This is a genomic window from Solitalea canadensis DSM 3403, from assembly GCF_000242635.2.
GTDB lineage: Bacteria > Bacteroidota > Bacteroidia > Sphingobacteriales > Sphingobacteriaceae > Solitalea > Solitalea canadensis.
Genome location: NC_017770.1, coordinates 853,535 through 873,189 on the forward strand (window position 1 = coordinate 853,535; position 19,655 = coordinate 873,189).

The 19,655-nt window shown below is 37.0% G+C and carries 20 protein-coding genes; 12 read left to right on the forward strand and 8 right to left on the reverse strand.

What is annotated here, in order from left to right; all coding sequences use genetic code 11:
- Positions 1-87: 87 nt before the first annotated feature.
- Positions 88-1,164 carry a threonine aldolase family protein gene (locus tag SOLCA_RS03460; protein WP_014679059.1) on the reverse strand — a complete coding sequence of 359 codons (1,077 nt, stop codon included), beginning with the start codon at positions 1,162-1,164 and terminating at the stop codon, positions 88-90.
- A gap of 108 nt (positions 1,165-1,272) precedes the next feature.
- Between SOLCA_RS03460 and SOLCA_RS03465 the strand changes: the two genes are divergently transcribed.
- Positions 1,273-1,740: a hypothetical protein gene (locus tag SOLCA_RS03465; protein ID WP_014679060.1), complete on the forward strand. Its 468-nt coding sequence runs from the start codon at positions 1,273-1,275 to the stop codon at positions 1,738-1,740.
- A 494-nt stretch (positions 1,741-2,234) separates the two neighbouring features.
- Here the strand turns inward: SOLCA_RS03465 and SOLCA_RS03470 are convergent, their stop codons facing one another.
- Complete coding sequence (locus tag SOLCA_RS03470) at positions 2,235-3,212, reverse strand: alpha/beta hydrolase (protein ID WP_014679061.1); 978 nt, start codon at positions 3,210-3,212, stop codon at positions 2,235-2,237.
- A 209-nt stretch (positions 3,213-3,421) separates the two neighbouring features.
- On the opposite strand from SOLCA_RS03470, the gene SOLCA_RS03475 reads away from it, so the two are divergent.
- From SOLCA_RS03475 to SOLCA_RS03505, 9 genes are all read left to right on the forward strand, one after another.
- Positions 3,422-4,264 (forward strand): YitT family protein, encoded by an 843-nt coding sequence (locus SOLCA_RS03475; RefSeq protein ID WP_014679062.1) that lies wholly within the window; start codon positions 3,422-3,424, stop codon positions 4,262-4,264.
- 414 nt (positions 4,265-4,678) lie between these two features.
- Positions 4,679-4,810, forward strand: a complete 132-nt coding sequence (locus tag SOLCA_RS23715; RefSeq protein WP_014679064.1) for a hypothetical protein — start codon at positions 4,679-4,681, stop codon at positions 4,808-4,810.
- A gap of 15 nt (positions 4,811-4,825) precedes the next feature.
- Positions 4,826-5,116 (forward strand): YciI family protein, encoded by a 291-nt coding sequence (locus tag SOLCA_RS03480; RefSeq protein ID WP_014679065.1) that lies wholly within the window; start codon positions 4,826-4,828, stop codon positions 5,114-5,116.
- Between the two features lie 53 nt (positions 5,117-5,169).
- The gene (locus SOLCA_RS03485; protein WP_014679066.1) at positions 5,170-5,751 is read left to right on the forward strand and encodes a Crp/Fnr family transcriptional regulator; all 582 of its coding nucleotides are present in this window, start codon (positions 5,170-5,172) and stop codon (positions 5,749-5,751) included.
- A gap of 119 nt (positions 5,752-5,870) precedes the next feature.
- Positions 5,871-6,518: an NADPH-dependent F420 reductase gene (locus SOLCA_RS03490; RefSeq protein ID WP_014679067.1), complete on the forward strand. Its 648-nt coding sequence runs from the start codon at positions 5,871-5,873 to the stop codon at positions 6,516-6,518.
- Positions 6,519-6,787: 269 nt separating this feature from the next.
- A complete protein-coding gene (locus SOLCA_RS23390; RefSeq protein ID WP_217166165.1) occupies positions 6,788-7,021 on the forward strand; it encodes an alpha/beta fold hydrolase in 234 nt (77 codons plus the stop codon).
- A gap of 35 nt (positions 7,022-7,056) precedes the next feature.
- Positions 7,057-7,398: a hypothetical protein gene (locus SOLCA_RS23395; RefSeq protein ID WP_217166168.1), complete on the forward strand. Its 342-nt coding sequence runs from the start codon at positions 7,057-7,059 to the stop codon at positions 7,396-7,398.
- A gap of 108 nt (positions 7,399-7,506) precedes the next feature.
- Positions 7,507-8,109: a hypothetical protein gene (locus SOLCA_RS03500; RefSeq protein WP_014679068.1), complete on the forward strand. Its 603-nt coding sequence runs from the start codon at positions 7,507-7,509 to the stop codon at positions 8,107-8,109.
- Between the two features lie 20 nt (positions 8,110-8,129).
- Complete coding sequence (locus tag SOLCA_RS03505; RefSeq protein ID WP_014679069.1) at positions 8,130-8,558, forward strand: SMI1/KNR4 family protein; 429 nt, start codon at positions 8,130-8,132, stop codon at positions 8,556-8,558.
- A 95-nt stretch (positions 8,559-8,653) separates the two neighbouring features.
- Here the strand turns inward: SOLCA_RS03505 and lon are convergent, their stop codons facing one another.
- From lon to glpK, 6 genes are all read right to left on the reverse strand, one after another.
- Complete coding sequence (gene lon / locus SOLCA_RS03510; RefSeq protein ID WP_042479217.1) at positions 8,654-11,137, reverse strand: endopeptidase La; 2,484 nt, start codon at positions 11,135-11,137, stop codon at positions 8,654-8,656.
- A gap of 185 nt (positions 11,138-11,322) precedes the next feature.
- Positions 11,323-11,811: a DUF6702 family protein gene (locus SOLCA_RS03515; RefSeq protein ID WP_014679071.1), complete on the reverse strand. Its 489-nt coding sequence runs from the start codon at positions 11,809-11,811 to the stop codon at positions 11,323-11,325.
- Positions 11,812-11,958: 147 nt separating this feature from the next.
- Entirely contained in the window at positions 11,959-14,307 is a 2,349-nt protein-coding gene (locus SOLCA_RS03520) for a M1 family metallopeptidase (RefSeq protein ID WP_014679072.1), read from the reverse strand.
- A 557-nt stretch (positions 14,308-14,864) separates the two neighbouring features.
- Complete coding sequence (locus SOLCA_RS03525) at positions 14,865-15,434, reverse strand: HupE/UreJ family protein (protein ID WP_014679073.1); 570 nt, start codon at positions 15,432-15,434, stop codon at positions 14,865-14,867.
- Positions 15,435-15,521: 87 nt separating this feature from the next.
- On the reverse strand, positions 15,522-17,081 hold the full coding sequence (locus tag SOLCA_RS03530; protein WP_014679074.1) for a glycerol-3-phosphate dehydrogenase/oxidase: 1,560 nt from the start codon (positions 17,079-17,081) through the stop codon (positions 15,522-15,524).
- 38 nt (positions 17,082-17,119) lie between these two features.
- On the reverse strand, positions 17,120-18,610 hold the full coding sequence (glpK, locus tag SOLCA_RS03535; RefSeq protein ID WP_014679075.1) for a glycerol kinase GlpK: 1,491 nt from the start codon (positions 18,608-18,610) through the stop codon (positions 17,120-17,122).
- A 138-nt stretch (positions 18,611-18,748) separates the two neighbouring features.
- Between glpK and SOLCA_RS03540 the strand changes: the two genes are divergently transcribed.
- On the forward strand, positions 18,749-18,973 hold the full coding sequence (locus SOLCA_RS03540; RefSeq protein ID WP_014679076.1) for a hypothetical protein: 225 nt from the start codon (positions 18,749-18,751) through the stop codon (positions 18,971-18,973).
- A 284-nt stretch (positions 18,974-19,257) separates the two neighbouring features.
- Positions 19,258-19,587 carry an MmcQ/YjbR family DNA-binding protein gene (locus tag SOLCA_RS23890; RefSeq protein WP_014679077.1) on the forward strand — a complete coding sequence of 110 codons (330 nt, stop codon included), beginning with the start codon at positions 19,258-19,260 and terminating at the stop codon, positions 19,585-19,587.
- Positions 19,588-19,655 lie beyond the last annotated feature (68 nt).

A 19,655-nucleotide genomic window follows, 5' to 3' on the forward strand; every position in this document is an offset into this window, starting at 1 on the left:
AAGGTAGCGTCAATACATATACAAAGTAAAACGACCTTGTTCTTAAAGAGCAAGATCGTTTATATTAGATTTCAAAACTATAAAAATTTAGCATGCAATTACTTTCAATTTTTTCAACAACACATCCATTTGTTCATCCGTAAAATCTAGATGTGTTACAAAACGTATTTGTTGTTTACCTGGTGAACTGCATAAAACTCCGTTTTCCTTCATTTTAGCAATAAACACGCTTTCAGTAACAGTATCAATTAACTCAAAAACAACAATATTAGTTTCAACAGGTAAAATGCTTTTAACAAAGCCACAATGTTGGAGACATTCTTCAATTGCTTTAGCTCGTTGGTGATCTTCTGTCAGTCGGTTAACATGATGATCTAATGCATAGATACCGGCAGCTGCTAGAAATCCGGCCTGACGCCAGCCTCCTCCCATTACTTTACGGATACGTTTAGCTTTTTCTATAAATGAGTGAGTGCCCAACAAAACCGACCCCACCGGTGTTCCCAATCCTTTCGAAAGACAGATTGAAATGCCATCAAAACAATTACCTACATCGGCAGTTGAATATCCTTTGGCTATAATTGCATTAAAAATGCGAGCTCCATCGAGGTGCAAGAACAGATTGTTTTCTTTGCACGTTCTTGCAATAGCCTGCATTTCGGCAAGCTCCCAGCAATGTCCTCCTCCACGGTTTGCTGTATTTTCAATAACAACCAGACTAGTTTTAGGGTGATGAATATCGTTTTTGTTGATATTATCCAATACATGCTGTGGGGTAAAAATACCACGATTCCCTTTTATGGTACGAGTTGAAGCTGCAGAATTAAAGGCAATTCCTCCTCCTTCATAATAATATACATGAGCTCCCTCATCACAAATAACTTCTTCTAACGGATTGGTAAAACATTTGATAGCTATTTGGTTGGTCATCGTTCCCGATGCACAAAACATCGCAGCTTCTTTATTGAAAAGTGCTGCGGCTTTTTGTTCAAGCGCTTTAACAGTTGGATCTTCTCCATAAACATCGTCACCCACAGAAGCATTCATCATTGCTTCGAGCATTTGAGGAGTGGGTTTGGTAATGGTATCGCTTCGCAGGTCAATAATCATTTGATCGATTAAGATTGAATTAAGTAAAATAACTTTATAAGTGCCTCTAATCATGCTACAAGTAAGGCACTCAAAATAGCTTAAATAAATTCACTTAAACAATTCATTTTTAGTTATTGAAATTCTATAATTGTATCCAACCACTAAAAACTAATACCCCATATGTTTGACGATGACGACGAAGATTTCGGATTTAATGAGGATGATTTTGATTCGGAAGCTTATAAAAGAGAGCAAGAAAGAATACATAATCTGCCAGTATTCGTAAAAGCTAAGGAAATAGCACATATTACTCAGGCTATTTGTGATTCTATAAAGGCGGAAAGAGATTTATTAGGCGTTCGTGATGCAATGCAGGAAAACGCTTTTTTGCTTGGAGCTAAGATAGCTGGAGCAGAAGGTGGCGATCTTTACACACTGCGAATGGAGAGTGCTGTTATAATTAAAATTCATGCCAGAGAGCTCTTAACGCAAACTACTTTATGTAAAATGGAGGAGCTGGTTGATGAAAAATACCTTCAATTGCTACGTGATGAAATAGACAATTTCCGATTACTTTTTATTGACTGGGTTAACGGATTCGATAGAACGAACGATGTTCCCGATGATTGGGGATTGTTTTATAGTTAGTTGATAAAAAGTTAATTCATAATTAAAAATGATTTAAATCAATTTTTAAGTGGAAAGTATATCGGATATTTGTGGTGTTGAAGTTACACTGTGAGATTGATCGTGATAAAGGTTGGTTAGCAAGGATTAAAGGTGATGTAACGGAGACCCTTCAGGTTAGCGTGTTGTTTGATTGAGATTTTACCTGCAGGACTGATTCATTTGGATAGCGTTAGGTTTAATTTGTTTAGCTTTATGGTTTGTTTAGTTGCTACCATCCAAATGTTCAAAAAATAGAGAACAAGAGCGTGATCATGTAGGTGAGTTATCAGGTCTTTACAGGTATTTGCTTTCGTTGATACATGCGCGCTTTGTTCTTTTTTGTCTTTCCTTTTTTATTTATTACGGATTATTAGTTTCGGGTTGCGAGTTACCACATCTCATCAGTTAGCACATTATCGTTCAAAATATAAGCTTACCAATTTTAATCGGATTGAATTTTTGATTCGGTTAGATCATTCGTTGATTTTCCTGCCAATCCAATTATAAAAATGTTGGGCACTTTCTCTGGTAGCTCCGAAAGCGACCATGGTATGAGCCATTCCCAAATACCTGATGATTTCGACTCTTATTCCTGTTTTTCTAAGTTTAATTCCATAGTTTTCTCCTTCATCTCGCAAAGGATCGTATTCAGAAGTTATAATCAGCGTTTCGGGTAGATCTTCAAGATAATCATGTTGTAGGGGAGAGGCAAAGCAGCGCTGAGCGTCCGATGGATGTAGGAAATATTGTTGTTCGAAGAACCGCATGGCCTCCTCAGTTAATCCATATCCCTCTCTGAAAGACAAGAAGCTTTTAGTATTCGATGAATGATCCGTTCTGGGGTTGATTAAAAGCTGTTTTAAGATTTTTGGTCCCTTGTTATCCCTTGCATATAAGGATAAGCCTGCAGCAAGGTTACCTCCGGCACTATCACCGGCAATGATGATGTTTTGTCGGCTTGCACCAAAATCCTCCGCATGTTCAAAGGTCCATTTAAGCGCTTCAAAACAATCATATAGTGGAACGGGAAATTTAAACTCAGGAGCTCTGTTATAGTCGACACCCACAACAACTGCATTAGCAAAAGTGGCGATGTTTTTTAGCACATGAATATAGCTGGATGAATCTGCTAAAACGCCTCCTCCTCCATGCAGATAAAGTATTATTGGTAACTCCTTACCAGTTGCAGGGCTTACAATAGTGAGACCAATAGAACGGTCAGGTAGTTGTATTTTTTTGTAAGAGGTTTTAAGCCCTTTTTCATAAAACCTAAATGAAAAGCTACGTGTAGCCAAATGCACTAGTCCCCGCATTAAGAAAATTGGAAGGTTTACATTAAAACTGCCCTGTCGTTTAAACTGCTTTACCAAACGAGGGTCCAAAGGAAGAGTAACCTTATTGGCAGGATAAGTTTCAATTTGCAGATTATCAATACAATTCAATTGTTCCATTTTAGGGGTATTTTAATGAGCTCAAAAGTATATAATGTGTTTTTCTTATGATCTAAGTAGTTGTACTGGTTTTTAATTTTCATTCGGTGTAAATATTTACTTGTTTTGCTCCAAATTCAGTAAATATCTTATATATTTTGGATGTTTTAGGTTTTAAAATATCCTAAGGCGTACTACTTTTGCACCTTCATTTTTGCTAATTCTTATTTATGCGTGAACATACCCGAAACCTACTGCTAATCATCATCGGCGGATGTATTTTTGCTTTAGGTATTAATCTTTTTGCTTTACCTGGCGAACTTTCTGAGGGTGGAGTTATTGGTATTACTATTTTACTGTATTATTATTTTGGATGGTCTCCCGGGATAACTAATTTCCTTATAAACCTTGTTTTAATGGTTGCTGGTTATCGGCTGTTAGACAAACGCACCATCATCTACACTATCTTTGGCATCATCAGCACTTCCTTCTTTTTATTTATAACTGAAAGTTTCGGACGTAAGTTTTCCGACGATACCTTACTCATTGCCATATTTGCAGGAGTGCTTGTTGGTGTTGGATTAGGGCTGGTTTTTTTATCAGGAGGAACTACCGGAGGTTCGGCAATTATTGCCAGGATTATTAACAAGTATTTTGGTGTTAGCTTGGGTAAAGCCATGCTTGCTGTTGATATTTTGGTTATTGGTGTATCGTACTTTAAGATCGGTACCGAAAAAACATTGTATACATTAATCGCAGTTTATCTGGGTGCCAGGTTAGTAGATTATATCATCGAAGGCTTTAATACCAAAAAAGCAGTTACCATTATCTCTGAAAACTCAATTGAAATTGCTGCACGTATTAATAGTCAGTTGGTACGTGGAGCTACTTTGTATAATGCGAGAGGAGCTTACACTCGGAAAGACAAAGAAGTAGTTTATTCAATCATAAGTAAGCAGCAATTACTAGAGTTAAAACGCCTGGTAAATGCCTGCGATCCCAATGCTTTTGTGGTGGTGCATGATGTGCATGAAGTTTTAGGACAATGGGGATTAGGCTCTACTGCAAAATAGAAATTTATACTATAAATCTTAGAAAGACCAAACGATAACTCGCTTGGTCTTTTTTATGTAAAATATTTTATGAAGGTAGTAACAAGAATGTTGGTTTTGAATTGGTTGGTTGTTTATAGGGTATCTTTGAACATCAAAGTTATTCTATTTAATGCGCTCTGTTGAATTTATGTTGCTCATAAGTCGAATAAGTTGTTATGGGCTACTATTACCGTATTAAAAAAGTTGAATCATGAAAATTACTGCATTTTTAATTTGTGCACTATTTGCAACGTTAATTGCCAAATCACAAACTAATCCGGACAATTCAATAACCGAAATTTCTACCATCCCTTCAAAAGGTTATATGCTATTGGAGATAATTACAAAAAGCTTCCCGCTATAAAAAAAATAGCTTTTGAATCCCAAACAGAAATGATTGCAAAAGGTTATTATGCAGGTGAAATGCCTGTCAGTAAAATAGTGACCAATAAGAAGAATGTTCGAAATATGGACGTTAAAAAAGGTTATTATGCAATTGCCAATAACATTGATAAATTGCAGTAATTTATCATTTGGACGATGCCACAATTTCTAATTCTTGCTAATGATTACACTGATGATGGTGCTTTAGATAGAAGATTATCTTTTCGGGGAGCACATCTGGAACGTGTTCGTAAAGAAAAACCAAAAGGAACTTTTATTATGGGAGGAGCCAAGTTAACAGAGGATAATAAAATGTTCGGTTCAATGATGATTGTTGATCTTCCATCTGTAGAGGCGGTTCATGAATGGTTGAGTCAGGATCCTTACGTTAAGGATAAAGTTTGGGAAAGCTACGAAGTGATTCCGTTTAGAGTTGCGGATGTGTAATTCAGTCGTAGAAACATACATCAAACTATAATCATAGTTAGTACCAACATCTTATGTCAATAAACAAAATTATAGCCCATTTTGACAAGTATCTTCCGCTCGAAAGTATGGAGAAAGAAGAATTTGTCAAGCGTTTGACCGAGAGAAAAATTAAACGTAAGCAATACATATTGCAAGAGGGAGACATATGTAAGCATCTGACTTATGTAGTTGAAGGTTGTTTTAAAATGTATGCTGTCGACCCTAAGGGGAATGAACATAATCTTGAATTTGCTGCAGAAGATAACTGGATTGTTGATATCGGTAGTCTGCATAATGAGCAACCTAGCCGATTGTTTATTGAAGCAATAGAACCTTCTTTAATTCTACAGATTTCGAAAGGTGATCTCTGGTTTATGTTTTCAAATTATGCAAAGTTTGATAGAAACTTTCGGGTAATTATTGAAGATAAATATATCGAATTGCAAGATCGTGTCCTTCAAAACATAAGCTCAACAGCTCAGGACAGATATGAAGTATTTATTGAGCAATATCCTCATCTTATTAATCGATTACCCAATACTCAAATAGCCTCGTACTTAGGGGTTACTCCTGAATTTCTCAGTAAAATACGTAGCGAAAGAATTGGTAAATGATATTGGCCCCTTAATATAGTTTAAGGGTATTTCTTAAAATAGTTTATAGGTTAGAACCCTGATTCCATCGCAATTTTGTGTTGTTAATTCAATCATTAATTACATAAAAGCTTAATAAAATGGAATCAAAGAAACTTAGTGTAGCAATTATCGGTTTGGGTAAAATAGGTCAGGCCTTAGCCAAAAACCTGACAAAAGGAAACCGTTCTGTAATTGTTGCTTCCAGAGAATTTTCTAAAACAATGGAATTTTCAAAAAATGAAGATTCATTAATACCATTGGAAATAACGGATGCAATTAAAGAAAGTGATATTGTTATCCCAACCCTTATGTTTAACGACATCAAAGGTTTCTTAAAACAGTATGCTGCTGATTTAGAGGGAAAAATTATTATCGATGTATCAAATCCTATTGCTCCTGATGGTAATGGTGGCTTCAAAAAAATACTGGCCGAAAATGAATCTTCGGGAGAAGTTCTCTCGGAGTTGTTGCCAAAAGGTTCGAAGCTTATAAAGGCTTTTGGAACATTGGGAGTAGAATCATTGATTAATAAGGCTCATAAGGCTGAATCTAGGGTTCTTTTTTATGCTTCGGACAACGTATCCATTAATAGTCAAATAGAAGGGTTAATTCGAGATAGCGGATTTGAACCATTACATATTGGTGGCATTAATCAATCAAAGCGTATTGAGGTTTTTGGTGAACTTCATGAGTTTGGTGGCCTTGGAAAATCGGTTAATCTTACTGAGGCGAAGCAGTTGGTTTAATAAGATTAAAATTAATAGAAAGGCTGATGACTCATTCATCAGCCTTTCTATTATATTATTAAGTTGTCTGCTCGATTAACAATGTCAACAATTGCTTTTCATGTTGTTCATTTTAAAAAAGTATTTTCAAGGTTTAAAACATCAACTTTTACAGAGTTGTCTGTGATAAATAAAACAGAATATCCAGAAACCATTATGAGAAAAATCTTTATGTTGATTATCACTGTACCTTTATAAACCGTCCTACACTTATATTTCTGCTCGATTCATTGGGATGTGTACAGCTCTGGCGTGATTTTCTGAAGAAACTTGCTGGATCGACGGAATGTAATGTATTGATTTACGACCGACTGGGCTATGGTAAGTCGGATCCCATGCTTACACATGAAAGGTCAACCAACTACATGGAGTTGGAAGCGGATGTTTTAAACGATTTACTGGTTAAGTTTGAAATTGATAATGCCATCTTGTTTGGCCACAGTGATGGAGGTTCCATGCCTTAATTGCAGCAAGTAAATATTCGAAACGAATTAAGGGTGTGATATGTGAGGCTGCGCATATCTTTGTTGAAGAGGTGACATTAAATGGAATTAAGGAAGCTATCGATACTTATAAAACCACTGATCTACATGAGCGTTTAGTAAAGTATCATGGCTCAAAAGTAGAAACAATATTTAGGGCCTGGACAGAAACTTGGACAAGTAGTGAATATAGAAATTGGAACATTGAACATTTTTTGTCGGGCATCACTTGTCCGTTGTTGTTTATACAAGGAGAAGCAGATGAATATGGTACACTGGAACAGGTGGAAAAAACGGTTAGCCAGGTAAGAGGCAACACAAAAGTATTTGTTACCAAATGTAGGACATACTCCGCATAAAGAAGAGCAGCAGAAAATTTTAGATAAATCAGCCGCGTTTATTCATCAGTTGGTTTGAGATAAGAATAGAGTTTTAAACAATAAATGCTATAATGGTAGTAGGTTAACATGACAGACAAAGAACTTATTGAAAAGCTAGGCTCATTAATGGGACGTACCATAACTGAAATAAAATATACTCCAACCAAATTTCATTACTCGACAATTCATGGTAATTGGACAGATAGTAATCCTGATTTGTTTGTCCTTCATTCTCCAGAATGGCAAATTAAGCTCTCAGATGGACAATCATTGTTTTTTAGAGCTCAGCGACTAAATGAAGAAAGATTTATATCAAAAGTTCTAATAAATGATTCCTCCATATATCTAGATGGGGGATTATTAACTATTCCAAGGTCATTCAATTGGATGGATGTTTTTGATAAGCCTATTACAAAGTTTAGACTTTGGCAGCGGATAATTAGTTCAACAAAGTTTTTGGGGCATGAGTATAATGTTAAGCATCAGGTTCATTATCAAATCATTGAAATTTTATGTGCTGATAAGACTTTATCTTTAACAACTTTGAATGGAGATATCGGAGAAGGTGTTTTCTATCCTACAGGGTATTTTGACGATAATCTTGGACTTTTTATTAATAAAATGGTCTGTAGTTCACATACTATTAATAACCTGACGATGAGAATGGCAATGACTTATAAATCAAGGTAAACAGTCAGAAATCATTTAATGTGTTTAATAATGGAAAAATAGAAGAAATTCTTTTAAAATATAACTGTCCAAGGCGTATTAATCATTCTTCAACAACAATTGAACAGATTGAGAATCTTGTCAAATTTAAAATCCCTTTAGATTATAAAGTTTATCTCCAGAATTACTTAGGATTTGAAGAATTTATTGGGTCGAAATTTATGCACTTATGGGATTTGGATGAAATTATAGAATTCAACAATTATGGTATTGTGGAAAAACTGCCTAATACATTAGGCATTGGAAGCAATGCAAGCAGTGAATTTATCGCACTTGAACTTACCGAGGATGGTAATTGTCGGGTTGTTATCTCTCCGTTTATAGGTCTGGATAAGCAAGATCACATTGAAATTGGTACATCCTTTACAGACTTTTTAGTTCGATTAGATAACGGACAGGAGTGGTTTTAGGATTAATAAAAGGATATGAAAGAAGAATCGCTAACATCAATAAAATAAGACCTGCCATAATGCAGGTCTTTTTCGTTTCAGATTGTAATGCCTGTTTAATTGGCAATTACAGATTTGATATCTTCTTTAACACTCATATCAAGAGCATTCTCGACCTTATCTTTTAATAGGGCAAATTCAAGTACCTCACGCATTTCTGTAACGTAGTGGAACTTCATGTCCTTAATGTAATCCTGATTGATTTCTTCTACGTCTTTACGGTTCTGTTTACACATGATCACTTCTTTAATTCCGGCTCGTTTAGCTGCAAGAATTTTTTCTTTGATACCACCTACAGGAAGAACTTTTCCGCGTAAGGTAATTTCACCGGTCATGGCCAGTTGCGAACGTACTTTTCGCTGAGTAAATGCAGACGCCAGCGAAGTTAACATCGTAATACCAGCTGAAGGACCGTCTTTAGGAACAGCTCCGGCAGGTACGTGTACGTGAACATCCCACTGGTCAAATAAACGGGTGTCGATGCCAAATTTTTTGCCGTGCGAACGTAAATAAGCGAGTGCAATAACAGCAGATTCCTTCATTACATCACCCAGACTTCCGGTTAATGTTAATTTACCTTTACCGGGACTGATACTGGTTTCAATAAATAAGATGTCGCCACCAACTTGTGTCCATGCTAAGCCGGTAACAACTCCGGCAACACTATTATCTTCGTATTCATCTTTATCAAAAATAGATGGACCTAAAATACGTTCAACATCTTTATCTGTAAGCGTTGTGTCGTATTCTTCTTCTAATGCAACACTTTTAGCAACTCCACGAACAAGAGTAGCTATCTTCTTTTCTAGTGTACGAACTCCTGATTCACGAGTATAATTCTCAATTATCGTTTCAATAACTGAGGATTTTATATTGGCATGCTTGGATTTAAGTCCGTGTGCTTCCAGTTGTTTAGGAATTAAATACTTTTTAGCGATCTGGATCTTTTCTTCAACTGTATAACCGTTTACCTCTATGATCTCCATCCGGTCGCGTAGGGCGGGGTGGATAGAACCCAGTGAGTTTGCTGTAGCAATAAACATTACATTAGACAGATCGAAATCTAACTCTACGTAATGATCTGAAAATGCATTGTTTTGTTCAGGGTCTAACACTTCCAATAATGCGGAAGAAGGGTCGCCACGGAAATCATTACCCACTTTATCAATCTCATCCAATACAAAAACCGGGTTAGCAGATTTTGCTTTTTTCAATGACTGAATAACACGGCCCGGCATTGCACCAATGTAAGTTTTACGATGACCGCGAATTTCAGCTTCGTCCCTAACACCTCCTAATGCCATACGAACGTATTTACGTCCAACTGCTTTGGCTATCGATTTACCTAATGAGGTTTTACCAACTCCCGGAGGGCCTACTAAACAAAGAATAGGGGCTTTCATGTCGTGTTTTAATTTTAACACGGCGATATATTCAAGGATACGATCTTTTACCTTTTCAAGTCCGAAATGATCTTTATCCAATATTTTTTTAGCACGTTTCAGATCGAAATTATCCTTGGTGTATTCATCCCAAGGTAAATCGATTAATAATTCAAGATAATTAGTAATTACAGAGTACTCTGCTGCAGCAGGGTTCATGCGAGCCAGTTTCTCCAATTCTTTGTTGAAGTGCTCCTTAACCTCTGCACTCCATTTTTTCTTGCTACCACGCTCACGTAAATTCTGAACCTCAAGGTCAGGGGTGTTGCCTCCAAGTTCTTCCTGAATTGTTTTTAATTGTTGATGCAAGAAATATTCACGTTGTTGCTTATCAAGGTCAACCCGAACTTTACTTTGGATCTGGTTTTTCAACTCGAGCATTTGCAACTCTTTGGTCAGATGCTCAAGTACCATTTCCGCGCGTTTCTTTAAATTGGTTTCTTCCAGCAACGCTTGTTTCTCACCAACTTCAGCGTTCATATTTGAACAAATGAAATTGACTAAGAATGAAGGGCTTTCGATGTTTTTAATTGCAAAAGCAGCTTCGGACGGAATATTAGGAGAGTTTTGTATAATTTGTTGAGAAAGTTCCTTTAATGAACTTATCAATGCTTTAAACTCTTTATCATTTGAAGGTTTTGGTTCTTCAAATAGATTGATGTGAGCCTGAAAATAGGGCTCTGACTGCACCATTTCGCCAATTGTAAAACGACGCTTACCCTGAATAATTACCGTGGTGTTTCCATCAGGCATTTGGAGGGTTTTGATGATATAGGCAACAGTTCCTATTGCATTAAGATCTTCAGCTGTTGGGTCTTCAATCGCAACATTCTTTTGAGATACAACTCCAATGATCTTACTAGATTTATAGGCTTCTTTTATAAGTTTTATTGATTTATCCCTTCCAACCGTGATCGGAATCACTACACCTGGAAATAAAACAGTGTTTCGCAATGGTAAAATAGGAAGCACATCCGGCAATTCCTCACGGTTCATTTCCTCCTCGTCTTCGGGAGTCATCAAAGGGAAAAACTCGGTTTCTTCTGATATCATAGAATCAAATCTTCTGTTTATTTCAAATGGATCAAATATGCTCATCTAGTTCCTTTCGTGGCTTTATTCTTTACCTCACATAACAATAAATAAAAGCCATTGTGTCAGTTAATGTATAATTATATAAGTTAAGCACAAATTTCAAGACTTGTGCCATTGTAAAAATAGCGGTTTTAAATGCAGAATAACTGAAAAAAAGGCAGGTTAACGTACCCGTTTTGTCAATGATATTAGATACTTATTTTCTTCTTTACTTCACCCTCTTTAAACACCAGGGTTTTATGAGCTTTACCATTAATTAAGTTAACAATATTAGTTTGGCCTTCAAAGTCATTTATCAAAACGGCCTGTTGTAACTCAGAATTATTTAATCCTTCAGGAAGTGGAATTTCCAGGTATATGCTCATCGTATCGCCTTTTATTTCTTTGCCTATAAACTGAAACGCTTTCAGTTGAGATCTACTGTTCTTTAGCTGAAAAACTTGTTGTAGGTAATTTTTAAGAAAGGTGTCGAACTCAGCATCATGGATATGAATTTGTTTTTTGTATTTCTTGGAAAGAGTAACCTCCAGATCATCCCAAAATACATTCATGATTATCTCAACCGATTTTGTCTTGTTATTATACTCCATCTGTGTCATAGAGGTATAAAACTTGTGCGAACTAGCCGGTTGAATAAAAAGTAAGATCAACAACAAGGAAAGCAACCATCTCTTCATAAAAGCAAATCTATTGATATTTATTAGAAACAGCGTATTTGAAGCTTTAATATATAACTCCAGTTATTAGTCCATTATAAATGAAAACCTGATGTAAACAAAAAGGCTGCCTTTTATGACAGCCTTTCATTATTGAATGATGTTAAATTACTTGTTATTCTGAGAAGGGGCAGTTGTTGATGCTGAACGTGACCCTCTTTCAGTTTGCATCAGATTTGGCTGCTTAGTACGCTGCTGCTGTTTAAATAACTGGAACTGCGAAGCTACTGCCTGTTCTGGATAATAATTGTTGGCCTGATTGATATCGGCAGTTTCCTGGAAAGGATCAAGTACAAATTGTTTTACCGGTTTATTGGTAATAAACATTTTCGATACTTTCTCATTGTTTTTTCTCCATATCTCAGCCGGAATACGAACTACTTCGTTAGTGCCATCTTCGTATTGCATTTGAAGAATTACCGGCATTACCAAGCCACCTACATTTTCAAAATCTATCAGGTAAACATTCGTCGATGATGAGAGTAGTTTTTTCTCACCGTCAGACAAATTGTTTGAAATAGACTGGTACTTTTTACGATCATTTTCCGTAACATCTAAGGCGTTGTATTTATTGTAAAAGTCTTGTAATTCAGGGAATCTATCAACACGATATTGCTTGATGTTTGCCTGATTACGTTGGTCTGAAACAGTTTTAGGCGATTCCTGTTGCTTTTTACGCTGTGCTGTTTTCTCCACATCAGGATTTTGTGAATCAATTTTATACCAACTTACATTTTTAATCGCTATGTCAACCGGATCTGTTCCATAAAACCATCCTCTCCAAAACCAATCCAGGTCAACGCTTGATGCATCTTCCATCGTTCTGAAGAAATCTGCAGGTTGTGGGTGTTTAAATTTCCAGCGTTTAGCGTATTCTTTGAATGAATAATCAAATAATTCACGACCCATAACCGTTTCTCTCAGGATATTCAATGCTGTTGCAGGCTTACCATAAGCATTGTTACCAAACTGTATAATTGATTCGGAGTTCGACATAATCGGTTCGATTGTCGATTTGTCACTCGACATGTACTGAACGATGTTTTTAGGCTCTCCGCGTCTTGAAGGATAATTTTGTTCCCATTCTTGTTCACTCAAATACTGCAGGAACGTATTTAATCCTTCATCCATCCAACTCCATTGACGTTCGTCGGAGTTTACAATCATAGGGAAGAAATTATGTCCAACTTCGTGAATAACTACTGAAATTAAGCCATATTTCGTATCAGCGGAGTAGGTACCATCTTTTTCGGGACGAGGGCCGTTGAAACAGATCATCGGATATTCCATTCCACCAACAGGACCGTTTACTGAAATTGCATAAGGGTATGGATAATCGAATGTATAGCGAGAATAAACCTCTAGTGTATGAGCAATAGCCTGAGTTGAATAGCGTTCCCATAATGGATTGCCTTCTTTAGGATAGGCCGACATTGCCATTACTGTTTTGCCGTTCACATTTACTCCCATTGCATCCCAGATGAATTTGCGGGAAGACGCCCATGCAAAGTCACGCACATTGTCGCCTTGGAACACCCAGGTTTTTTTCTCTTTTGCGTGTGATTTTTCTTTAGCAGTAGCTTCATCCTGAGAAACAATAATAACCGGTTTCTTTGATGATGATTTAGCTTGTTCTAAAAGGTCAATTTGTTTTTTCGTTAATACTTGAGCTGGGTTTTGCAAAGTTCCTGTAGCCACAATAATATGATCAGCAGGAACAGTAATACTTACTTTATAATCACCAAATTCCAGGGCAAATTCACCGGTGCCTAAGAATTGTTTGTTTTGCCAACCATTTACATCATCGTACACGCATAAACGAGGGAACCATTGCGCCATTTCATAAATGTAGTTTCCATCTTCAGCAAAATACTCCATTGCACCACGTCCGCCAGCTTTTCTTGAATCATTGATGTAGTTAAACCAATCAACAGAAAAGCTGAATGATGCACCTGGTTTTAGTTGTTGCGGCAAATCCACCCGCATCATTGTTTTATTAATCGTAAAAGGGAGTGCTTTTCCACCTGTATCTTTTACACTTTTTATCTGATAACCCAGTTTCGACTTGTTATTGATCATTTTATCCAATGCATCAAAACTCATGTTCTCTACCTTACCATTTGTTTGCGTAAGATGAGCATCCGAATTTTCCGCATAAATATTTTGGTCAAGTTGTAACCAAACATAGGTTAAAGCGTCAGGGGAGTTGTTGTGGTACGTAATTGTTTCAGTGCCAGTAATGCTTTGATTTTCATCGTTAAGTTCAACCTTGATAACATAATCTACTTTTTGTTGCCAGTAGGAATGCCCAGGTGCACCAGACCCATTTCGGTACTCATTAGGAGTGGGCCATAGTTCTTGTAACTGATGAAATTTGTTGTTGTTATAAATACCACCTTGCGCAAAAACGCTATGGCTTGCACAAAGTACAAGGAAGGAAAGTAAAATTTTCTTCATCTAATTAGTGTGATCGATCGGAAGCTAAAGTAATTGGCTGGAATGGCAATATAAATACTTGATATGTAACATTTATAGTGATATATATTTTGCTAAAATGATTTATAGCCGAATTATGGAAGGGTTGGGGGCGAATTGCGGGTTACGGGTTGCGAGTTATGGGTTGTGAGTTGCGAATTATGGGTTACGTGTTACGGGTTTCGAATTCCTTATTTGATGGATGAATTATTATTTTAATTATTTCTATAATTATTTCAAGTTGTTATTATTTGCATACTCCGTCGGGATACGGGATAAAAGATGGGTAGCAAATGAGATTATAATAAGTGTTTGTGCGCCGTAGGAACAAAATTTCAGTAACCGTTTAGCCCTTAACAGGGCTATAGGAATGATGGAACAAGTTAATGTTACCGATGTATTGTCCCGGTGGACATTTTATTGAACCTGCAATTTGTCAATTATTCAACGATAATTCTTCATTATGCAAAGAACTCGTAACCCGTAATTCGCAACTCACAACCCGTAACCCGAAACCCGCAATTCGAAACCCGTAATATTTAAAAAGGAAACCGTTGCCACATCCAGATCGCTGATTGAATAAGGACTGGAACTGAAATCGAATAGGTGATGACTTTGGAACTTAACTTAAGATGGTTTTTGAGGATATAAATAATTACCATAATAGCTGAGATAATGATAATTTGTCCTAACTCCAGGCCTATGTTAAATGGTAACAATGTAGTAAATGCGTTAAATTTCATACCCAGAAACAGTTCCTTCAATAAACGGGAGAATCCCATTCCATGAACTAATCCAAAGAATCCTGAAAATAAAACTCGATAGTTGTGCAATTTGGGGATAAACAGGTTTTCGATACAGGTAAATAAAATGGTGAATGCAATCAGAAACTCAATAAATTCTCCATTTACTGCAATAATATCAAGTGCACATAATGCAAGGGTAATAGAATGGGCAATTGTAAAGGAAGTTACAATCCAAAAAATGCGTTTCCAGTCTTTAAAGTTATAAATGGCACAGATAGCAAATAGAAAAAGTATGTGATCATAGCCATGTAAATCAAGAATATGAAAGAAGCCTTGGTTTAGGAAAATATAAAATTGGTCCATCCGGCAAAAATAAATTATTGGGCCAGATTACAAGTCAGAGTAATTACGGTCAGACCAATTTTATAATTCTACCACAGATTGTTTTTATCAAAGCATATAATTAGATGCCGTTTTGCGAAACGACGCAACCTGCAGATCAATCCATTCGTTGTTTTTACTCATTTCATTTGCCATAAGATCAGCAACAGTAGCAGCACTTTCAACAGTGGCTTTGGCATCAAGCAGTAAAGCTCTGGTACGGCGCGCTAATACATCTTCAAGGGTGATGGCCATCTCATTTCTAATAGACCAGATAACCTCTGCTTTTACATAGGGCAAATCAACATGAATGCGCTCTCCTAACTCCGGATTATCTTTTATTAACAATTTGATGCCATCTGCATCACTACCATAGCAATCCAGCGGATCGGTAATGTCTGTATTTTGTTTCCAGCCGTGAATTTTCAATGAAGTTGTAATGGAGTTACGGTCCTCTAAACCACAAAACTCACATGCCTTATCAATTACATCTTGTCCCATCCGGCGATAAGTAGTCCATTTGCCTCCAGTAATAGTTAATAATCCTGATTGAGACACCAAAATAGTATGGTCCCTTGAAAGCGCTGCTGTATTATTGCCATTGCTGTTTTTAACTAACGGACGTAATCCTGCAAACACGCTTTTTACATCTTCAATTTTAGGATCTTCATTGAGGTAGCGTGATGCATGTTTTAAGATAAATTCAATTTCCTCTGGCAGGGCTTTGGGCTCCAACTCAGGGTTTTCAACAGGTGTGTCAGTAGTGCCAACAACCACTTTATTGTGCCATGGAATAGCAAACATTACCCTTCCATCGTCTGTATTTGGAACCATGATGGCGCTTTTTCCAGGTAAGAATTTCTTGTCGAAGACTAAGTGAATTCCCTGGCTTGGCGCTACAATCTTTGAAGAATCAGGCTCGTCTACTTGCATTAGATGGTCTACAAATACACCCGTTGCATTGATCACTACCTTCGCTTTAATTTCATACTCCTGATGATCAAACTGATCTGTTGCGAGAACTCCTGCAATCAGGTTATCTTCCTTAATAAATCCTGAAACTTTAAAATAATTAAGAACTGTAGCCTGATGATCAGCTGCTGTTTGTGCCAGATTAATAGCTAGTCGAGAGTCATCAAATTGTCCGTCATGATAAATTACCCCACCCTTTAACCCCTCCTGTTCAAGCGTAGGTATATGTTTCAATGTTTCCGTAACCGAAAGGAATTCCGATGGGCCTAAACCGAGTTTTCCAGCTAAAAGATCATATATTTTTAAGCCAATACCATAAAAGGGGCCCGACCACCAACTGTAGTTAGGAACAATGAATGAAAGGTTATGCACCAGATGAGGAGCATTTTGTATCAATAACCCGCGTTCTTTTAAGGCTTCCAGTACCAAACTGACATTTCCTTGTTGTAAATAACGAACACCACCATGAATTAGCTTTGTTGAACGACTGGATGTACCCTTGGCAAAATCTTCTTGTTCTAACAATAGCGTTTTATATCCGCGAGTTGTAGCTTCAACAGCGGCACCCAGACCGGTTGCACCACCACCAACAATAATAACATCCCATGTTTGTCCTTTCATGGAATTGAGTTCGGCAAGCATTTCAGTTCTTTTCATATTATTGATTGATTACACCGATTTGATACCCATTTATTTTATTCAGTCCAGGCTAAGGCTGATTTTATGGCTTGTTCCCATCCTTTTGTTAAATAGTTTACTTCACTCACCTCCATTGTGGGATCAAAACGACGATCTTCTTGCCATAAATCTTTGATCTCATCTATGGAACTCCAATATCCTGTGGCTAATCCTGCGAGGTAAGCAGCTCCTAATGCGGTGGTTTCTGTAATTTTTGGTCTGATTACCGGAATATGTAATATATCCGACTGAAATTGGAGCAAGCCATTATTGGCAGTGGCTCCGCCATCAACTCTTAATTCCCTAATTCCAATTCCGGAATCAATATTCATCGCATTTACTACTTCCATTGTTTGATAGGCGATACTATCTAATGCTGCACGTGCAATATGTGAAGATGTTGATCCGCGTGTAAGACCAACGATAGTACCACGGGCATCCTGATTCCAGTAGGGGGCACCTAATCCTGTAAAGGCCGGAACAATATATACTCCGTCACTGTCTTTTACTTTGGCGGCTAATTCTTCAACTTCTGCTGATTTTTTAATGATTCCTAGCCCATCCCTAAGCCATTGAATAACTGCACCTGCAACAAAAATGCTTCCTTCAAGTGCATAATTTGTTTGTCCATTAACTTGCCAGGCTATAGTTGTTAATAATTTATTTTTTGATTGGATAGGAGTAGTTCCTGTGTTCATCATTAAAAAGCACCCTGTTCCATACGTGTTTTTCACCATTCCGGGTTCTGTACACATTTGTCCGAATAGAGCGGCTTGCTGATCGCCCGCAATACCGGCAATAGGTAATGCACAATCAAATAATCGGGGAGTGGTCGATCCGTATACCTCACTTGAAGATTTTACTTCAGGTAACATACTTTCGGGGATGTTAAATAACTTCAAAAGCTCTTTATCCCAGCTTAACGTATGGATATTAAAAAGCATGGTTCTGGATGCATTGGTAACATCAGTAATGTGCATTTTGCCTTTGGTGATATTCCAGATAATCCAGCTGTCAATAGTCCCAAAGGCTAAATCTCCATTTTCTGCTTTTCTGCGAACATCATCATCGTTATCAAGTATCCATTTTATTTTAGTTGCTGAAAAGTAAGAATCAATAACTAACCCTGTTTTTTCAGCAATCATTTTCTCTAAGCCTTCTTTTTTAAGTTGTTCGCAATATGCCGAGGTTCGTCTATCTTGCCAAACGATAGCCTTGTAGGCAGGTTTTCCTGTTTTTCTATCCCATACCACAGTTGTTTCCCGCTGATTGGTAATCCCGATTGAATTTATCTGTTCAATATCTAATCCTGCATTTACTATGGCTTCTGTGATAACAGCTGCCTGACTCGACCAAATTTCATTAGCATCATGTTCCACCCAGCCTGGTTTAGGAAAGTATTGTTTAAACTCCTTTTGGCCCACGGAAACTATAGAGCCATTTTTATCAAAAACAATTGCTCTTGAACTGGTTGTGCCTTGATCGATGGAAAGAATGTATTGTTGCATAAAAAGATATTGATAGGTATAGAGGTAAGTTAAAAATATTACCTCGAATGTGCAAAGTGGATAGATTGTTGTACTGGTTAATGTGTTAATAATGAACTTATTATTGATTTTTTTGTTTTTAAATGAAAGGAGGATGTGATGAAAAGCGTATATGTCTTTTTTCAATATTTCTTTTTCTGGCTGTTTATTATTGGGCCGGCAATGCAAGTAATTTCTCTTTTTGCCTTAATAGGAGGCATTCATATGGAATGGTTCGGAATTGTTGGACTCTACGTGTTTGCAGTCGGATTAGGAGGTTTAACCATAACCTTGCTGATAGGTGAGGGATGGTATCCTGAAGAATATAAACCTGATATAGGTTAAAAAATTAAAAAAGTTAAAAAAGCAATTAAACCTTTCGGCATGCATAAAGTCTTAGTAGTATAGTTGTTAATAAAACGGTTCTTGTTTTGGATAGGTAAAACGTTAGATGGGTTGGGATTTGACGTCAAAAGGATCAAAAACCGTAGAAGTTTTCAATAGGTTTGTGTTAGGTTTAGTAATATTTAGTTCGTTGCGCCCCTTGTTTCCAACAACAAGGGGCTGCTTTTTTACTGGGCATTTTATTAGAATTTCTATTTTCGCCACTTAAAACCGAAAACTAAGAAATGAATATTGAAACATTACAAACAATTTGTTCTGCCTTTCCTAAGGTTACAGAAGATATCAAATGGGGTGATCACTTATGCTTTTTGATAGGGGAGAAAATGTTTTGTGTAGGTAGTCTAAGTACAAATTTTACTTGTTCTTTCAAAGCATCTGATGAGGACTTTGTCACATTAACCGAACGGCCATCTATTATACCCGCTCCATACATGGCCCGCCATAAATGGGTTTTAATCGAAGAACCCTCAGCACTTACTTTACAAGAGTGGGAGTTCTATGTTACCAAGTCCTACCAATTGGTTAAGTCGAAGCTGCCGAAGAAGTATCAGTAGGTTTTTAGTTCATGGATCATAGATCATAGAGGTCCATAGTCGATAGTCCATAGACCATAGTGCTTGTA

Bases quoted from the DNA above. Each gene is read 5' to 3' on its own strand.
- SOLCA_RS03460 (WP_014679059.1), bottom strand. From the start codon at position 1,164: ATGATTAGAGGCACTTATAAAGTTATTTTACTTAATTCAATCTTAATC.
- SOLCA_RS03465 (WP_014679060.1), top strand. From the start codon at position 1,273: ATGTTTGACGATGACGACGAAGATTTCGGATTTAATGAGGATGATTTT.
- SOLCA_RS03470 (WP_014679061.1), bottom strand. From the start codon at position 3,212: ATGGAACAATTGAATTGTATTGATAATCTGCAAATTGAAACTTATCCT.
- SOLCA_RS03475 (WP_014679062.1), top strand. From the start codon at position 3,422: ATGCGTGAACATACCCGAAACCTACTGCTAATCATCATCGGCGGATGT.
- SOLCA_RS23715 (WP_014679064.1), top strand. From the start codon at position 4,679: ATGATTGCAAAAGGTTATTATGCAGGTGAAATGCCTGTCAGTAAAATA.
- SOLCA_RS03480 (WP_014679065.1), top strand. From the start codon at position 4,826: ATGCCACAATTTCTAATTCTTGCTAATGATTACACTGATGATGGTGCT.
- SOLCA_RS03485 (WP_014679066.1), top strand. From the start codon at position 5,170: ATGTCAATAAACAAAATTATAGCCCATTTTGACAAGTATCTTCCGCTC.
- SOLCA_RS03490 (WP_014679067.1), top strand. From the start codon at position 5,871: ATGGAATCAAAGAAACTTAGTGTAGCAATTATCGGTTTGGGTAAAATA.
- SOLCA_RS03500 (WP_014679068.1), top strand. From the start codon at position 7,507: ATGACAGACAAAGAACTTATTGAAAAGCTAGGCTCATTAATGGGACGT.
- lon (WP_042479217.1), bottom strand. From the start codon at position 11,137: ATGAGCATATTTGATCCATTTGAAATAAACAGAAGATTTGATTCTATG.
- SOLCA_RS03515 (WP_014679071.1), bottom strand. From the start codon at position 11,811: ATGAAGAGATGGTTGCTTTCCTTGTTGTTGATCTTACTTTTTATTCAA.
- SOLCA_RS03520 (WP_014679072.1), bottom strand. From the start codon at position 14,307: ATGAAGAAAATTTTACTTTCCTTCCTTGTACTTTGTGCAAGCCATAGC.
- SOLCA_RS03525 (WP_014679073.1), bottom strand. From the start codon at position 15,434: ATGGACCAATTTTATATTTTCCTAAACCAAGGCTTCTTTCATATTCTT.
- SOLCA_RS03530 (WP_014679074.1), bottom strand. From the start codon at position 17,081: ATGAAAAGAACTGAAATGCTTGCCGAACTCAATTCCATGAAAGGACAA.
- glpK (WP_014679075.1), bottom strand. From the start codon at position 18,610: ATGCAACAATACATTCTTTCCATCGATCAAGGCACAACCAGTTCAAGA.
- SOLCA_RS03540 (WP_014679076.1), top strand. From the start codon at position 18,749: ATGAAAAGCGTATATGTCTTTTTTCAATATTTCTTTTTCTGGCTGTTT.
- SOLCA_RS23890 (WP_014679077.1), top strand. From the start codon at position 19,258: ATGAATATTGAAACATTACAAACAATTTGTTCTGCCTTTCCTAAGGTT.